This is a genomic window from Oryzomonas japonica, from assembly GCF_008802365.1.
GTDB lineage: Bacteria > Desulfobacterota > Desulfuromonadia > Geobacterales > Pseudopelobacteraceae > Oryzomonas > Oryzomonas japonica.
The window spans coordinates 15,918-32,189 of record NZ_VZQZ01000011.1; the positions used below are offsets into that span (position 1 = coordinate 15,918).

At 56.3% G+C, this 16,272-nt stretch carries 13 protein-coding genes; 1 reads left to right on the forward strand and 12 read right to left on the reverse strand.

Annotated elements, in window-relative coordinates; translation table 11 throughout:
- Positions 1–24 precede the first annotated feature (24 nt).
- From F6V25_RS15140 to F6V25_RS15160, 5 genes are all read right to left on the reverse strand, one after another.
- Complete coding sequence (locus tag F6V25_RS15140) at positions 25–1,164, reverse strand: aldo/keto reductase (protein ID WP_151129462.1); 1,140 nt, start codon at positions 1,162–1,164, stop codon at positions 25–27.
- A gap of 73 nt (positions 1,165–1,237) precedes the next feature.
- Positions 1,238–2,296: an NAD(P)-dependent alcohol dehydrogenase gene (locus F6V25_RS15145; RefSeq protein WP_151129463.1), complete on the reverse strand. Its 1,059-nt coding sequence runs from the start codon at positions 2,294–2,296 to the stop codon at positions 1,238–1,240.
- A 163-nt stretch (positions 2,297–2,459) separates the two neighbouring features.
- Complete coding sequence (locus F6V25_RS15150) at positions 2,460–3,848, reverse strand: multidrug effflux MFS transporter (RefSeq protein ID WP_246167067.1); 1,389 nt, start codon at positions 3,846–3,848, stop codon at positions 2,460–2,462.
- Between the two features lie 14 nt (positions 3,849–3,862).
- The gene (locus tag F6V25_RS15155; protein ID WP_151129464.1) at positions 3,863–4,270 is read right to left on the reverse strand and encodes a cupin domain-containing protein; all 408 of its coding nucleotides are present in this window, start codon (positions 4,268–4,270) and stop codon (positions 3,863–3,865) included.
- A 79-nt stretch (positions 4,271–4,349) separates the two neighbouring features.
- Positions 4,350–5,336 carry an aldo/keto reductase gene (locus F6V25_RS15160; RefSeq protein ID WP_151129465.1) on the reverse strand — a complete coding sequence of 329 codons (987 nt, stop codon included), beginning with the start codon at positions 5,334–5,336 and terminating at the stop codon, positions 4,350–4,352.
- A gap of 189 nt (positions 5,337–5,525) precedes the next feature.
- Between F6V25_RS15160 and F6V25_RS15165 the strand changes: the two genes are divergently transcribed.
- Positions 5,526–6,443: an AraC family transcriptional regulator gene (locus tag F6V25_RS15165; protein WP_151129466.1), complete on the forward strand. Its 918-nt coding sequence runs from the start codon at positions 5,526–5,528 to the stop codon at positions 6,441–6,443.
- Between the two features lie 162 nt (positions 6,444–6,605).
- Here F6V25_RS15165 and ric read toward each other — a convergent pair whose 3' ends face one another.
- The 7 genes from ric to mgtA form a co-directional block, all read right to left on the reverse strand.
- Entirely contained in the window at positions 6,606–7,319 is a 714-nt protein-coding gene (gene ric, locus F6V25_RS15170) for an iron-sulfur cluster repair di-iron protein (RefSeq protein ID WP_151129467.1), read from the reverse strand.
- Between the two features lie 74 nt (positions 7,320–7,393).
- Positions 7,394–8,725: a cbb3-type cytochrome c oxidase subunit I gene (locus F6V25_RS15175; RefSeq protein WP_151129468.1), complete on the reverse strand. Its 1,332-nt coding sequence runs from the start codon at positions 8,723–8,725 to the stop codon at positions 7,394–7,396.
- Positions 8,726–8,734: 9 nt separating this feature from the next.
- Entirely contained in the window at positions 8,735–9,436 is a 702-nt protein-coding gene (locus F6V25_RS15180) for a c-type cytochrome (RefSeq protein ID WP_151129469.1), read from the reverse strand.
- Between the two features lie 456 nt (positions 9,437–9,892).
- On the reverse strand, positions 9,893–11,188 hold the full coding sequence (locus F6V25_RS15185; protein ID WP_191966224.1) for a nitrite/sulfite reductase: 1,296 nt from the start codon (positions 11,186–11,188) through the stop codon (positions 9,893–9,895).
- Positions 11,189–11,429: 241 nt separating this feature from the next.
- The gene (locus tag F6V25_RS15190; RefSeq protein ID WP_151129471.1) at positions 11,430–12,965 is read right to left on the reverse strand and encodes a B12-binding domain-containing radical SAM protein; all 1,536 of its coding nucleotides are present in this window, start codon (positions 12,963–12,965) and stop codon (positions 11,430–11,432) included.
- A gap of 103 nt (positions 12,966–13,068) precedes the next feature.
- The gene (locus F6V25_RS15195) at positions 13,069–13,635 is read right to left on the reverse strand and encodes a hypothetical protein (RefSeq protein ID WP_151129472.1); all 567 of its coding nucleotides are present in this window, start codon (positions 13,633–13,635) and stop codon (positions 13,069–13,071) included.
- An 87-nt stretch (positions 13,636–13,722) separates the two neighbouring features.
- Positions 13,723–16,269, reverse strand: a complete 2,547-nt coding sequence (mgtA, locus tag F6V25_RS15200) for a magnesium-translocating P-type ATPase (protein ID WP_151129473.1) — start codon at positions 16,267–16,269, stop codon at positions 13,723–13,725.
- Positions 16,270–16,272 lie beyond the last annotated feature (3 nt).

Here is a 16,272-nt window from a genome sequence, read left to right on the forward strand (position 1 = left end):
TTATATCCGGGGGTGCCGGCACGATCACTTGGTCGGCAGCCCCGGCCCGTTGTCGAATGTCTCCGACACTGCCTTCATGAGTTTTGAAATCTCGATATGCTGCGGACAGGTCTCTTCGCATTTCCGGCAGCCGGTGCAGTCGCCGGCCCTGCCGTGGTTCGATGCCAGATTCAGGTAATAGACGAACTGGCTTGAAATGTTGTCGGTCACGGCGCGTTTCGAGCTGTTGTAGAGCGCGAAGTAACTCGGGATCGGTATGTTTTTCGGGCATTTGTCGACGCAGTACTGGCAGGTTGTACAGGGAACGGCCGTGTCTGCGTTGATGATGCCGGTCACCTGGTCAATGATCCGGTACTCGTCTGCGCAAAGCGGCTTGAAGTCTGTCATGTACGACGTATTGTCGAGCAACTGCTCCATGGTGCCCATGCCGCTGAGCACCATAATCACGCCTTCCAGGCTTGCCGCAAACCGAATGGCCCATGACGGGAGGGAGGCGTCCGGGTTGTACGATTTCATCAGCTCTTCCGCCGGTGCGGGAACCACGGCGAGGTTCCCTCCCTTGCAGGGCTCCATGACGATGATCGGCATACGGTGCTTGCGGGCGACCTCATAGCACCTGCGGGACTGGATGCCGGGGTTCTCCCAGTCAATGTAGTTGATCTGCAGTTGGACGAAATCCAGTTCCGGGTGTGCCGTCAGTATTTCATCAAGCAGTTCAGGCGTGTCATGGAAGGAGATGCCCACCTTCCCGATGCGCCCCTCCTCTTTTTTCCTCTGGACAAAACCGAAGGAGTCGTACCGGCAGGCCAGTTGGTAGGCGCTGACGCCGATGTTGTGCAGCAGGTAGTAGTCGAAGAATTCGACGCCGCATTTTGCCAGTTGCTCGCTGAAAATCCGCTCGTGATCCTCCTTTTCCTGCAACATTCTGGGCGGCAGCTTCGTGGCCAGGAGGAATTCATCCCTCCGGTGCCGCTTGACCAGCGCCTCTCTGACGAATTCTTCGCTCTTGAAGCCGTGATAGGACAGCGCCGTATCGAAATAATTGAACCCCTTTTCCAGAAAGGTATCCACGAGCCTGTTGAATGTCTCCCTGTCCACGGACGCCTGATCATCACTGTCCAGAAGCGGTAACCTCATGCAGCCAAAACCAAGTTTCTTCGTCATATGCTCCCACCTTCCCTTCTGCCGTGATCCGGCTGCGGCGCCAGCCGGATGGCGCTCCCGCATCGTCCGGCGGTCATTCCGATTTCAAAGAAGCCATATCGATGGAGAAGCGGTATTTCACATCGGACTTGAGCAGCCTTTCGTACGCTTCGTTGATCCTCTGGATGGGGATGACTTCCACATCAGAGACGATGTTGTGCGAGCCACAGAAGTCGAGCATCTCCTGAGTCTCGGCGATGCCGCCGATGATGGACCCGGAGAGGCTGCGGCGTCCGAACAGCAGCGCAAAGGCGGAGACGGAGAGCGGTTTCTCCGGCGCGCCGACGAGGGTGATGTTGCCGTCACGGCCGAGCATGGTGATATAGGCGTTGATGTCGTGATCGGCGGCAATGGTGTCGAGGATAAAGTTGAACGTACCTGCGTGTTTCTTCATGTCTTCGGCACTGGTGGAGATGATGACCTCATCCGCGCCCAAACGGAGCGCATCCTCTTTTTTGTTGGGTGAGGTGGTGAAGACCACGACGTGGGCTCCGAAGGCATGGGCAAACTTGACACCCATGTGACCCAGCCCGCCAAGGCCGACCACGCCGACCTTCTTGCCCGCGAGGTCGCCCCAGCGGCGCATGGGCGAGTACGTCGTGATCCCGGCGCAGAGCAGCGGTGCGACCCCGGCAAGGTCGAGGTTGGCGGGAACGCGCAGAACGAAGCGTTCATCGACAACGATGCTGTCGGAGTAGCCGCCATAGGTAACCCCGCCCAGGTGTTTGTCCGGGGAACCGTAGGTGAGGGTCTGGTTCGGGCACAGTTGTTCCAGGCCATCCTGGCAATTGGGGCAGGTGTGGTCTGAATCGACCAGGCAGCCGACGCCCGCAAGGTCGCCCGGCTTGAATTTCGTGACCGCGGAACCGACCTTGGTGACCCGGCCGACGATCTCGTGCCCCGGCACGCAGGGGTAGACCGTGGGCATGATGCTGTGCCACTCGTCGCGGGCATGGTGAAGATCGGAGTGGCAGACGCCGCAGAAGAGGATTTCAATCTGCACGTCGCGTTCCGTCGTATCGCGTCGCGGGATTGTGCTGGAAACCAGCGGCGATGTGGCACTGGCGGCGGAATATGCTTTTGCTTTGAACATAGGTTTTCTCCTTGTTTTGATTTTAGTTTTAAGCAGCCTTGGTTTGATGGCGATCTCTGCAGCCAGATGTTGCTCGGTGATGTGGCGGCCAAAGCCGCTGCTTGCCCGCGTTATCAGCTACACTCATTCAGGCACACCGAATATCCTTCCTGACTTTGTTCTTTTAAAGTGATCCACACGCCTCTGTTTTGCCTTCTTCATTGCAGATAAGGCGCGCCGGCATGTACCTTACTCCGGAAAGCCCGGACACCGGGAAGAGCAGCCGCATGGAAAGCAAGCTTCCGATCCCGCAAAGCGCAATCACCCACCCCATTGGCCACGGCGTGCCGTTGGCGAAGATGCCGACCAAACCGGAACCAATGATGCCGCTGCCGTACTGAATCGCACCGATCAGCGCGGACACGGCACCGGCGCGTTCCGGGAAGTTGTCCAATGCACCGGTGATCGAGTTAGCGACAATGAAACCGGTCGCGGAGACAAACACGAGCAGAGGAACGACCAACCCCCAAAGTCCGCCCCAGCCGGTGCGGGCAAGCAGCGCCACCATGATAGCGGAGAACGCGGCGATGATGGTGCCGGCCAGAAGCATCCGGTCATAGCCGAACCGTGAAACCAGGTAGGAATTCAAAAGGTTAGAGCCCATGATGCCGATGATGCCAAGACCGAACAGCAGGCCGTAAAGCTGTTCCGGCACATGATAGTAGGTGATGTAGGCAAACGGCGTACCCGCGATATAAGCGAACATGCCGGCGTAGAAGAAACCACCTGTGCCCGCATAACCCAGAAGCCGGCGGTCACGCAAAAGCTGGCCGTAACGGGCCATTGCGCGGCCAAGCGATTCCTCGTTGCGCCGCGTAACGGGCAACGTTTCGGGAATAGTGAACAACGCCGCGAGTGTCGCAATACCAATGCCGACCAGCGTCCAGAAAATGGCGCGCCATCCGGCAAGGGCGACGATCTGTCCACCCACCAGCGGCCCGACGAGAGGAGCAATCCCCATCACCGTTATCAGTATCGACAACATCTGCGCCGCACGGGCACCTTCATAGAGATCTCTCACCATGGCCCGTGACAATGCCACACTGGCGCAGGCGCCAAGGGCCTGTACCACACGCCAGCCGATCATAGCCAGCGCGCTTCCCGAAAGAGCGCAACCGGCCGAGCCGATCACGAACAGAACCAGTCCGATCGCCACCGAGGACCGGCGCCCATACCGGTCGCTGATCGGTCCCCACAGAAGCTGCCCCAAACTGAAGCCGATGAGATAGGCGGAGATCGTCAGGTCGACCAACCCCTCATTTGCGTGAAGAGAATGGCTCATCATGGGCATGGCGGGCAGATAAAGATCGGTCGAAATCGACGCAAAGCCCATCAACATGCTGAGGACAGCGAGTACGCGCCACCCTGGGGTGGCCGACGCCGAAGCGCCGCCACCCTTTTGGGCTTTTGGATGATGCGGAGTAGGCATTGAAGCCCCTGATGTGCCGGACGCATCAGAATCCCATTGATGCCCGACATCTTCAGGCTGTTTTTTTGTTATTTTCTCGGTCACGGTCTACGGCCCTGTTATTTCAATGTGTTGTAATCGTCTTCCGACACCGGCTCCAGCCAGGTTGCCGGACCCTTTTCGGGATGGACCTCGATGGCAAGGTGGACAAACCAGCTATCCTTGGCAGCGCCATGCCAGTGCTTCACATCGGCAGGGATATTGACGACATCGCCGGGGTGAAGTTCCTGCGCCGGCTTGCCCCATTCCTGATAATAGCCCCTGCCGCCCGTCACCAGCAGAATCTGTCCCCCCGCGTGCGTGTGCCAACTGTTGCGGCATCCCGGCTCAAAGGTCACATTCCCGATGGGAAGGGCTGAGCCGAAAGGCGTCAGCATGTTGAGCCAGACCGTTCCGTCAAAATTACTGCTCTCAAGTTTTTCTCCGATGGGAAAAATCACACTCTTGCTCAGATCGTTTGTGCTCATAATCACTCCCGTTATTTTTTTAGTTCTCTGCCAGTTTCATTTTGCCGTAATGGCTGTTTGTTTGCACCGTTCTCCGGCTTCAGCGTCCAACCCGTTTCTGTAGGTTTTCCGGGTAGCGTGCACCTTGCACCGTTATTTTTGATGCGGCGCTTTCGAGCTCGCGCAGGTCTTCCGGCGCAAGTTGAACTGAAGCGCCTCCGATGTTCTCGCGCAAGCGATGCGGCTTCGTGGTGCCGGGAATCGGAACAATCCATGGCTTTTGGGCCAGGAGCCAGGCCAGCGCGACCTGGGCGGGGGTTATTTTTTTCTGTTCCGCAAATCGACCGATCAGATCGACCAGCACCTGATTTGCCTTTCGATTCTCCTCGCTAAAACGGGGAACCTGATTGCGGAAATCGGTGCTGTCAAATTTCGTTTCCTCGTTGATCTGTCCCGTGAGAAAGCCTTTACCCAAGGGACTGAAAGGAACGAATCCGATTCCGAGTTCTTCCAGGGTCGGCAACACTTCTGCTTCCGGCTCTCTCCACCAGAGCGAGTATTCGCTTTGGAGCGCAGTGACCGGCTGGACGGCGTGCGCGCGACGGATGGTTTGTGCCCCGGCTTCCGACAGTCCGAAGTGCTTGACCTTGCCTTGCAGAATCAGCTCTTTCACTGTCCCGGCCACATCTTCGATTGGCACGTTCGGGTCAACTCGATGCTGATAGAGCAAGTCAATCGTGTCCGTCTTGAGCCGTTTAAGTGATGCCTCGACGACCTGTTTGATGTGCTCCGGCCGACTGTTCAGGTCGCCCGGCTTGCCGCTGTCACAATCGAAGCCGAACTTGGTGGCGATGGCTACCTGATCGCGGAACGGTGCGAGGGCTTCGCCCACGAGTTCCTCGTTCGTGAACGGGCCATAGATCTCGGCAGTGTCGAAGAACGTGACACCCTGTTCCACGGCCGAGCGAATCAGCGCGATCATATCCTGTTTATCTCCGGCCGGACCGTAGCCGAAACTCATGCTCATGCACCCCAGCCCGAGGGCCGAGACTTCCAGGCCGCTATTTCCTAATCTGCGTTTTTGCATTGTGCTCTCCTTTCACCTATTCAAGACGACCCTATTGATGATTATACCGTACTCCAGGAGCAGCAACGACAGATAGACCAATCCTGTTCAATTATTGCCTAATGGTACGAAATGCTGGATAATGGTTGTAACGCAATGTGGGGTTAAGTACTATTCAGTAAGGATAAATTCATTCGAAACGAGGCAGTTATGCGGGAGATCGAGAATAACAACTTGGAAATTTCGCTCGAAGCTTTGAGAGCCAGCCTTGCTCAATGGACCGAAAAAGGCGAACAACACACAACCGCAGTCCCGGGCCTGTCGCTTTTCCGGCGGACCGAGCCGACCGAGCCGGTCACCGGCATGTACGAACCGAGCATTTGCCTGGTCACGCAAGGAGCAAAGCGCGTGCTGCTCGGCGATGACGCGTATGTGTATGACGCGCATCATTATCTGATCACGTCCATACATCTCCCCACGGTCGTGCAGATTATCGAAGCGAGCCCGGAGAAGCCATACCTGGGGCTCAGACTGAAACTTGATCAGCGTGAAATCTCACAACTAATGGTGGACAGCAATCTTCCCGCACCCCGTGCGCAGCAATCAAGCCGCGGCATGGCGACCGGCGAGGTGACGTTGCCACTGCTCACCGCCTTTCAACGGTTGATCGACTTGCTTGCCGAGGAGCAGGACATACCGATCCTTGCGCCGATCATCCAGCGGGAAATCATCTACCGTTTACTTGTGGGCGATCAAGGCGAGCGCCTGCGCCAGATAGCATCGGCGGGGAGCCAGAGCCATCAGATAGCGCGGGCAATCGATTGGTTGAAGGCTAATTTCACACAGCCGCTGAGTATCAATGACCTCGCAGCCCAAGTCCGCATGAGCATTTCAACGTTCCATCACCACTTCAGGTCGATGACCGCCTTAAGCCCTTTACAGTACCAGAAACAGTTACGCTTACAGGAAGCCAGGCGTTTAATGCTGGCAGAACACCTGGATGCCGCGACTGCAGCATTTCAGGTAGGCTACGAGAGCCCTTCCCAGTTCAGCCGTGAATACAACCGGTTGTTTGGCGCCCCACCATTACGGGATATTACGAACCTACGGCAGTTAGCAACCGGTTGATCAAGTTGTTGTTTATATTTTTTGCTATTTATTAAACGAACTACCAGTATATATACCAAATAATTTTAACATATATCTATTTTTAAGGTAAATACCGGCAATTGTATTCAGTAGATTGATTATTTTATTCGAAATATAATAATATTTGTCCCCTACCCCAAGCTAGAGCTGTGCCGCCTTCGGGAAAAGGATGTTGTTCTCAAGGTGAACATGTTTGTGGAGATCATCCTCGAACTCTCTGAGCTTCTGGTAAGTGAGCATGAAGGTGCTGCAGACATCGTCAGGGATTGAATACTCCTTCGAGATGTGGCGGATTTCGTGGATTGCATCGCCGATTTCTTCGTGCTCGCGCTGGAGCCTGAGGAGGGATACACGAATAGTTTCCCGGTCCTTGGCATCAGGCGCACTGGCGGCTGTTCTGGCCGTATCGGCCCGCTTGAGAGCCGGGAAGAACACCTCTTCCTCCTCCTTCAGGTGCCCAGCCATGTCGGTTGCGATCTTTTCAAAGATGGCGGCGATCCGGATAACTTCGGGGTGGTGAGCCCCATGGACACCGGCGATCTTCCGTGCATAGGTGGCAATCTGCTCATCATTCTCCTTGAGATAAACGTGGTGGGTATTGACGATATAGTCGGCAAGAAACGGCAGCGGCCAGGACGAATAATTCTGGTTCCGTTCGAGCGGTTCATGCTGCACCGCCTCAAGTTCGCTTGTAATCGTGGCAAGATCGAGTCCTTTCTCTGTGCAGGTTGCCGCGAGAGCGACCTTGCCGCCACAGCAGAAATCGATGCCGTGGCTTTCAAAGACTGTGGCAGTCCGGTAATCGGTTGCGACAATCTCGCCGATGGTTTTGTTCCCCGATTTTGATTTTTGCATGGTCTTCTCCTGTTTTGTGGTGAGTGGGGATGTAATAAAAGCCATTCACCGCCCGCATCGATATTGAACTATTGTCAATCCAGCCTCTCTGTTGCAGCTTTTGGCGACAACAGATCACACACGGTAATCAGCACGCCACCCAGGAAAAACACCCCCAGTACCAGCGTGACTCCCATCCATAGCCGCATGTAGGATTGGGCGGTCATGTACCCCATGCCGAGGACTCTTTCCAAGTAGCTTTGCAGGACACCCGCAATGCCGAAGGTGAGCCCCATCAGCATCATGGCACTGCACATGGTCCAAAAACCCAGTTTGGCACGGGTCGGCTTGTAGATCTCGATCCCTTTCAGCTGGGGCATGGCAAAATAGAAAACCAACAGGTTTAGGAGTGCATAGGCGCCGAAGAAGGCAAGATGGCCATGGGAGACGGTGACCTGGGAACCATGGGTATAATAGTTGACCTGTGGCAGGGTATGGGCGAAACCCCAGACACCGGCTCCGATCATGTGGAACACGGCGCACCCCATGGCAATGGTCCAGGTGTGGGGATTGACGATTTGGGCATGCCGATGACGGACGTGGTTCATGGTATCAATGACCATCAGCAGGATGGGAAGCGGTTCCAGGGCCGAGAAGATACCTCCGACCCAGAGCCAGTATTTCGGAGCGCCAATCCAGTAGTAATGATGTCCGGTTCCGGCGATGCCGGTAAACATGAACAGGCCGATCTCAACGTAGAGCCACTTTTCCACCACCTGCCGGTCCACGCCTGTCAGCCGCATCAGGATGAAGGCCATGATGGCGCCGGTGACCAGTTCCCACGCCCCTTCAACCCAGAGATGGATGACCCACCACCAGTAGTACCAGTCAATCACCTCATTGCGATAAAAAGGGATGCCTGCCAGATAGAGGAGTGCCAGAAAAACCAGGCCGCCAAGCAAAGTACCCTGGATGACGGTCCAGCGTCTGGCCTTGAACATGGTCATCCCGACATTAAAGAGAAAGACCAGTGCACCGACCACCACCATGTAGTTAAGAGGTGGAGGAATCTCCAGGAGTGGCCTGCCCTTGGTCCAGCCAAAAGCAAAGCCGACCAGTGCAACAACACCAGTTACAACGAGGGCGATCAACTGAAACCATGCGAGATTTGGTGACCAGATTTCGCTCTCGGTTTCCATCGGGACGATGAAATAGGTCCCCCCCATGAAAGCAAGCAGCATCCAGAGTACCAGGAGGTTGGTATGCATGGCCCGCGCGGTGGCGAACGGAAATACGTTGACGACCTCTTGCGGTATGGTGAAGACGTAGTTGGATATCAGCCAAAGCCCCATGATCACCTGAAGGACAAAGAGGAACAGGGCGATAGAGAAATACCAATTAGCAATTTTCTGCGATGTATACACCATGATGGCCTCCTATTTCAGGTTTCCCAGGAATTTTGCCACCTCGTCCCGTTCACGGTCGGAGAGCCCATTCTGCGGCGGCATCTTGGCATTGGGGTTCACGCTTTTGGGATTGAGGATGTACTGTTCGATCTGCTCGGATGTCAGCGTGCGACCGATGGTATCCAATACCGGGCCGAACGTGCCGCCAACACCATGCAGCGAATGGCAGTTCATGCACCCTTTTGTCTGGAAAACCGCGGCTCCCGGAGAAACCGTTGCCCCCAGCGACAGGCGCTGTTCACTGCGGGACAGGCGTTTTTTGCTGTCTTGTGGTGGCCAGTCGCCATTATCGATCTCGCCGACCCAGTTGAAGAATGCGACAAGACTTTCGATTTCCACTTCGGACACATGCTGCTGCGGCATTTTCCGGACTGAATTGGCGAAGGCCAACTCCGGATGTTTGACCCGGTAGCGGATGCCATCCTCGCCGACTCTTTGCACCACCTTGGTCAGGTCGGGCGCGTAGTAGCCGCCAAAACCGAGGATGGTGTGGCAGTCGTTGCAGTTGTATTTTTCAAAAGCCCGTTTTCCGGCGACCACGTTCTCCGACAGCTTGTCAGCGTGGGACAGGGCTGCCACCTGTCTATGGGTGTCCACCGTCAAGCCGAGAAACAGAACAGCAGAGGAGAGTGTGCCCAGCAGAAAAATCCAAAAAGCAATTTTTTTGGTCATGAATGGCCTCCCTAGAGGTTCAGCAGAAATTAGTTAGTGATATTCGTTGATTTCCTCTCCGTTTCTGGTGCCGTCTAGTGAAAAAGGCTCATGCAGATCCCTGCATCTGGAGCGAAGTACATTATGCAAAGCCCCTCAACTCGCACCATGGCGGTAATTTAAACCTCATATGCAAGGGGACGCTCACTTAAACCTATCACAAAAAGCATTCAGAGCAAGTTCGCGCCCTGCAGCGAGGGCATGATACATAAAACGCACTTTTCCGATTTATAAATCACGGGTAATTGAGCGATGAAATAGTGGAGGGGTTATCAGATGAAGTGGGTGAGAAGGTAGTGAACCACACAAGCCAGGTGTGGTGGGGTGCAGCCGTCACGGCTCACCAGGAGTCAGCCGTGGTGTCATCTTTTTTGGGGGGCGCACAGGCAGAGCAAACCATGCCTATTCCGACATTCATCAGCCGATATCTTTCACCTTGCCGAACAGTTCATCCGCAGTGAGATCATTGGCCGAGAGCGCGCCGAGCCCGGCATCAGTACGCCGATAGATGTCGAAGCGCGGAGTGCGCTTGCCGTTTTCATCCTTGTGCAGTGCAGAGCACACAATACCCACATCGGCCAACTGCGGCTGAGTGCAGGAGTTGGGGCAACCGGAAATGGCCCAACTTTGGGTTCGGCCCTGTTCTCCGATGAGTTTCAACAGTTCACGGGCCACGTCACGGGTTGACGCCAGGCCCATAAGGCACTCGTGGCTGCCGGGGCAGATTCGCATGGCTGGTGCAGTTACGGCAAAGTCTAAGCTGGTCGATTGCTGCAATGCATCCAGAATTGGGGCAGCTTCGCCCCCGTGTGACAAGAGCAGAGCGATATCCTGGTTGGCGGTAATCATCAGCACGCCATCGGCGTACCTGTCGGCGGTATCGGCGATCTGCTCGAGCTGTCCAGCGGTCAGCTTGCCGGCGAACAATTGCAGCTCCAGACGCTGGCGCCCGTCGGAGGACGGCACCAACTGTTCCGGTAGCCCGCTGGTACGGGGGATCTCCTCACGATACACGACTTCTTCCTCAATCAGTCGGCATAATTTCGCTTCGCCGAACTCCCTGGCCAGGAACTTGAGACGCTTGGGGGGCGGCGCATGAGTAGCGTAGACCTTGACGATCGCCTCTATAACCGGAATGATGCGTTCTTCGGGGAGCCGGTGTTTAAACAGGAAGCCGGGGCGGGGTTCGCGCCCCAAGCCGCCGGCGATCCATACGTCGTAGAGGTCGCGACCATCTTCGTTCCCCGCCAGCACCAAGCCAACGTCCTGGATCAGGTGCCGGCCGCTGACCACACTGGCTTCGATGCCGATCTTGAACTTTTTGGGTAAACGTTCGAAGCGGGGGTTACCGGTAAATTGTCGATGGAGACGACGGGCAATGGATTCCAGCGCCGGAAATTCCTGGGCAGCCTGGCTGCCGCAGGTAATGCCGCGAACGGCACCACCGCAGGCACCGCGCGCGGTCAGACCGACTTTGGCCAGGTCACGCTTGACAATGGGCAGATCGCTTTCCTTCAGCCAGTGGATCTCCATGCTGCCGCGGGTGGTGAGGTGGATGGCGCCCTGGCCGAAGCGTGAGGAAACTGCCGCGACGGCCCGGGCCTGACTGGAGGAGATGACCCCGGCCGGAAGCTTGACACGTTGCAGGTAAAAACCTTCCTGACGTTGTTTATAAATGCCGTCAAGGCGGTATTCGGAGCCGGTTGTAGTCATGCGTTCCATCCCCTCAATTACTGTAGTTGACAGGGGTAACCTCACGAGTAGGCATATCCCCCTCTTCGTATGTTTCGACCAGGCTCTGATAGTACACGTTAAAGTCGACGTTAGACGGCATTTCTGTTTGTTGCCATTCCCTTATTATTTCCGAAGGTATGATTCCGGGAATAACTCTTTCCGCCAGCGGATCAGTATATCATTTTTTTTTGCAATATGTTCTCGCAAAAGTGCCGCATATTCAAGCACAGCCGTCATCTTTACGTAATGCGCCTTTACCGGCGAACATCCCGTTCTCCCTGGTCGCTTCTGCGACCTTTCTGAAATGAAACCCGTAAATGGCATAGGTTATGGCCAGCGGGAAGAGCCGCGGCTTTCTGATGAGGCACCAGAAGAAGAGTTTCCAGAAGTGGTGTCGCTCCCTACCGATAATCCCGAGGAACAGGATCGATTTGAACAGTGCCCCGACATACCCCCGCTGGAGATGGAACTTCCCCAGATGCAGGGGGCGGTACTCCCTCAGGAGCCTGATCACCCGCGGATAGTAGTTTTGGGGTGAGTAGATCGTGTCAAGGATGGTTTGATACCCGCCTATGAGCGTATCGGTATTCATCCGCGGGATAAAATTGAGGTCGATGACGGTATTGCTGCCGGTACCTTCTCCCAGAAGTCTCCCCTCCCGTGACATGCGCCGGTGAAGCTTGGTTCCGCGGATGGCGGAAAGCAGACCAACCATGGCGGTGACGATGCCGCTTTCCTGGATAAAAAGTATCTGTTTGTCGAAGATCGAGGGCGGATCGCTGTCAAAGCCGACGATAAACCCTCCGTGCACCTGGAGGCCGGCCCGCTGGATGCACTTGACCGATCCCAGCAGGTCGCGGTTCCTGTTTTGCACCTTGCCGCTCTCGGCGTTGCTCTCCTCACAAGGGGTTTCGATGCCAATAAAGACCTCCTCGAACCCGGCCCTGACCATGAGCTTCATGAGTTGGGGATCGTCGGACAGATCGATGGACGCCTCGGTATAGAAATAGAAGGGGTATTCCTTACGCTCCATCCAGGCGATCATGGCGGGAAGGATCTCCTTTTTCAGCTTGCCCTTGTCGCCAATGAAGTTGTCGTCGACAAAGAAGACCGCCCCGCGCCACCCCCGAAGATACAGACTGTCCAGTTCAGCGATCAACTGCTCCCGCGTCTTGCTCCTCGGTCTTCTCCCGAACAGCGCGGTGATGTCGCAGAACTCGCAGTCGAAGGGGCATCCCCGGCAATACTGGATATTCATGGCGGCATAGTTCCTGACCTCTATCAGATCCCAGAGCGGGGTTGGGGTAGTCGTCAGGTCTGCCCAACGGTCGTCGGTATAGATATGCCCTGCCCTGCCTGCGTCCAGGTCAGCCAGGAACGGAGGGAGAGTGAGTTCCGCTTCCCCCAGCACCAGGTGGTCCACCCCGGGGAAATCCACGTAACAGGCGGTAAAGAGGGGACCGCCGGCAACGGTTTTCACCCCTTGCTGCCCGCAACGCTCGATGACCTCCTGCGCCGATTCCCTCTGAATGGTCATGGCGCTGATGAAGACGTAATCCGCCCACTCCAGGTCTGCATCGGCGAGTGGGCGGACGTTCATATCCACGAGCCTCTTTTCCCACTCGCCGGGTAACATGGCGGCCACCGTCAGAAGCCCCAGTGGCGGGAAACTCGCCTTTCTGCCGATAAATTTCAAGGCGTGTCGGAAGCTCCAAAAGGTGTCGGGATAGTGGGGGTAAACGAGGAGAATCTTCATATGAATGCTCCGATAATGCGTTTTATGCAGGAAAGAGCTTTTATGCTCTAGAACTATATCTGCGGCTATAGGTGAGCGATCATGGGGGCGATGGGCAACCGCCTTACGGGACGAGTCGCAATATCAACCCCCCGGCTTCCTGGAGGGGGCCCAACGGGTTTTTCGTTTCTCGGTCCTCGATGATCTTCGGATCGCCGTCCCAAAACTTATCGACGATAACGTCGTTGATAACGAGGAATATTGCCTTGAACCGCCACCCGGTCCCCTTGGTTTTTCTCTTGAAGTTGAAAATGTCGAGCCAGAAGTTTCCATGACGCTCGTTGACCATGACCTTAGGCTCAATTTGGTAACCACGGCAGTTTTCCCTTACCTTGATGCACTGCGCCAATCCACCGCTTAAGTCCTCATATTTTATGTTCTGTATGGTTGCGGCGATATCGATATAGTTAAGAATCTTTACGTTGGGGGTGGAATAGATATCGAAGCCGACCTTCTTGAGCTGATGAACAGTGGTTTGGTTACGGGCGACTTTTTCATAGGCCGCCTGGACGTCCTGATAACTATCCCAGGGAACCCGGACGATTTCCTTCGAGGTGGGGAGAAAAGCGGTGCAGCCGTACAGCATGAACGGTGTTAACGCCACCACTATGAAAAGGTTTGCCGTCTTCATGTGCTATTTACCTCTGTGGTTTGAGAGGGTGAAAGAGCATGTGGATTTAGCTCCCCCCTGAAACCGTGCCACAGGAGATGAATCCCTTCACTCCGCGGCAAAGCGGCGGAAAAACCACCTCTTCATCCCTTCCACCGCCAGCAGGTAGGCGAGCAGCATGGTGGCCAGGATCAGAAAAAAGAACGCCGGCGGCGCCACAAAACCGAGATGCACACCGGCAGGCGTGAATGGCAGCAACACGGCCACCACCACTACCGTCAGCGAGCAGGCGATGAGCCACGGATTGGGGCGGCTCTTAAAGGGGTTTCCACGGGTGCGGATGATGAAGATGACCAGTACTTGCGTGGCCATGGACTCTATGAACCAACCGGTATGAAACAGCGCCTCCCCGGCATGGAAGACCGCCAGCATGATGTAAAAGGTGAGGAAATCGAAGACCGAACTGACCGGGCCGATAACCAGCATGAAGTTGCGGATGAATTTCATATCCCAGTGCCGGGGGTGGCTCAGGTAATCGTCATCCACACGGTCCAGAGGAATGGGCAGTTCGGATACGTCGTAGAGGAGGTTGTTGAGCAGGATCTGCACCGGCAGCATGGGGAGAAAGGGGAGAAAGAGCGAGGCCCCGGCCATGCTGAACATGTTGCCGAAGTTGGAGCTGGTGCCCATCATGATGTATTTCATGATATTGCCGAAGGTGCGCCGCCCTTCCAGGACCCCGGCATGGAGAACTCCCAGGTCCTGCTCCATCATGATCATGTCCGCCGCAGCTTTCGCCACGTCCACGGCGCTGTCCACCGAAATACCCACATCGGCCGAATGGAGCGATGGCGCGTCATTGATGCCGTCGCCAAGATACCCCACCACATGACCACGCCGTTTGAGGGCGAGAATGACGCGGTTTTTCTGGGCAGGCGCCACGCGACAGAAGAGGTTGACCTGCTCTGCCCGCGCGGCGAGCGCCGAATCGTCCAGTTGTTGAATCTCGGCGCCGGTCAGCACGCCGGTAACGGGAAGGCCGAGTTGCGCGAAGACGTGCTGGGTTACCAGTTCGTTGTCGCCGGTGATGATCTTGACCACGACCCGGTCGGCGGCGAGCCCGGCCAAGGCCGTCTTGGCGCTCTCCTTGGGGGGATCGAGGAAAGCGGCAAAACCCGTAAAGACCAGTTCCGATTCGTCGCCGACCACGGCATGGGGATGGTCCATCCCCACCGGTCGCGAAGCTATCCCCAGTACCCGGAAACCTTCGCGACTCAGGGCCTCAAATTGCCCGTTGATACTCCCGCGCGCCGTTTCATCCAGGGGGCGCAACTCCGTCTCCCCATCCGCCTCGTAACTGGCAGACAGCCGCAGAATATCTTCGGGAGCCCCTTTGACCACCAGCAGCCTGCTCGCACCGTTGTCAAGGAGCACCGAAATCCGGCGCCGCTCGAAGTCGAACGGCACTTCATCGATCTTCTTCCAGGCGCTTGCATCGATCTCCGTGTGCTCCAGGATGGCGCCATCCAGGGTGCTCTTCAGACCCGTTTCAAAAAAACTGTTGTAATAGGCCAACTCCAAGACCCGCTGGCTATCCCTCCCCAAGGGATCCAGGTGGCGTTCCAGATGGATGCGGGCCTCGGTCAGGGTGCCGGTCTTGTCGGTGCAGAAGACATCCATGCTCCCCAGGTTGTGGATCGCGGCGAGCCTTTTTACGATCACCTTCTTGGCCGCCATCCGGAGCGCGCCCCGCGACAGGGTCACGGAGACCACCATGGGGAGGAGTTCGGGGGTTAGTCCGACGGCCAGGGCCACGGCAAACAGGAACGATTCGAGCCAGGGGCGGTGGAAGAAGGCATTGACCAGCAGAACGAACAGGACGAGGAGGACCGTCATGCGCATGATGAGAAGCCCGAAATGGTGGGTACCCTCTTCAAAAGCGGTTGGCGGTGCCTTGGCAAGAAGGGTGTCGGCAATCTCGCCCAGTTCAGTATCCTGTCCGGTGCGACACATCAATACCCTGGCCGTGCCGCTGATAACCGATGTCCCCAGGAGTACGGTGTTGCCGGCAGACAGAATGTCGGACTCTTCGGGTAATTCGACCGGTGATTTTTCCACCGGAAAGGCTTCTCCGGTCAGGAGGGCCTGATTGACGAAAAAGTCCTTCGCTTCAAGCACCCGACCGTCACAAGGAATCAGGTCGCCGGCGGCAAGGAGTGCCACATCACCCGGCACCATCTCTGCGAGTACTATCTCCAAGGGCTTGCCGTCCCTTAGCACCTGCCCACGCACCGCCACCGACTGGCGCAGACGTTCCGCCGCCTCCCCGGCCCGATATTCCTGAATGAAATCGAGGGTTACGCTGATGAGTACAATGGCGCCGATGATGAAGAAACTGGTGGCGTCGCCGGTGAAAGCGGAGAGGGCGCTTGCGGTAAGGAGAATGATGACCAGGGGGTTCTTGAATTTGGCGAGGAATTGCAGGATCAACGCCTTTTTATGCTCTTCATGGATCAGGTTGGGGCCGAATCGGGCCAACCGGAGAGCCGCCTCCGAGCTGCTCAGCCCGTCACGGCTTGCAGCCAACTGTTCCAAGAGCGCTGTGGCGGGAAGTTGCCAAAAGGGGGAATCCTTTGTAAGGGATGGTGCCGGCATGAT

Bases quoted from the DNA above. Each gene is read 5' to 3' on its own strand.
- F6V25_RS15195 (WP_151129472.1), bottom strand. From the start codon at position 13,635: ATGAAGACGGCAAACCTTTTCATAGTGGTGGCGTTAACACCGTTCATG.
- F6V25_RS15155 (WP_151129464.1), bottom strand. From the start codon at position 4,270: ATGAGCACAAACGATCTGAGCAAGAGTGTGATTTTTCCCATCGGAGAA.
- F6V25_RS15175 (WP_151129468.1), bottom strand. From the start codon at position 8,725: ATGGTGTATACATCGCAGAAAATTGCTAATTGGTATTTCTCTATCGCC.
- F6V25_RS15185 (WP_191966224.1), bottom strand. From the start codon at position 11,188: ATGACTACAACCGGCTCCGAATACCGCCTTGACGGCATTTATAAACAA.
- F6V25_RS15145 (WP_151129463.1), bottom strand. From the start codon at position 2,296: ATGTTCAAAGCAAAAGCATATTCCGCCGCCAGTGCCACATCGCCGCTG.
- F6V25_RS15160 (WP_151129465.1), bottom strand. From the start codon at position 5,336: ATGCAAAAACGCAGATTAGGAAATAGCGGCCTGGAAGTCTCGGCCCTC.
- mgtA (WP_151129473.1), bottom strand. From the start codon at position 16,269: ATGCCGGCACCATCCCTTACAAAGGATTCCCCCTTTTGGCAACTTCCC.
- F6V25_RS15165 (WP_151129466.1), top strand. From the start codon at position 5,526: ATGCGGGAGATCGAGAATAACAACTTGGAAATTTCGCTCGAAGCTTTG.
- F6V25_RS15180 (WP_151129469.1), bottom strand. From the start codon at position 9,436: ATGACCAAAAAAATTGCTTTTTGGATTTTTCTGCTGGGCACACTCTCC.
- ric (WP_151129467.1), bottom strand. From the start codon at position 7,319: ATGCAAAAATCAAAATCGGGGAACAAAACCATCGGCGAGATTGTCGCA.
- F6V25_RS15190 (WP_151129471.1), bottom strand. From the start codon at position 12,965: ATGAAGATTCTCCTCGTTTACCCCCACTATCCCGACACCTTTTGGAGC.
- F6V25_RS15140 (WP_151129462.1), bottom strand. From the start codon at position 1,164: ATGACGAAGAAACTTGGTTTTGGCTGCATGAGGTTACCGCTTCTGGAC.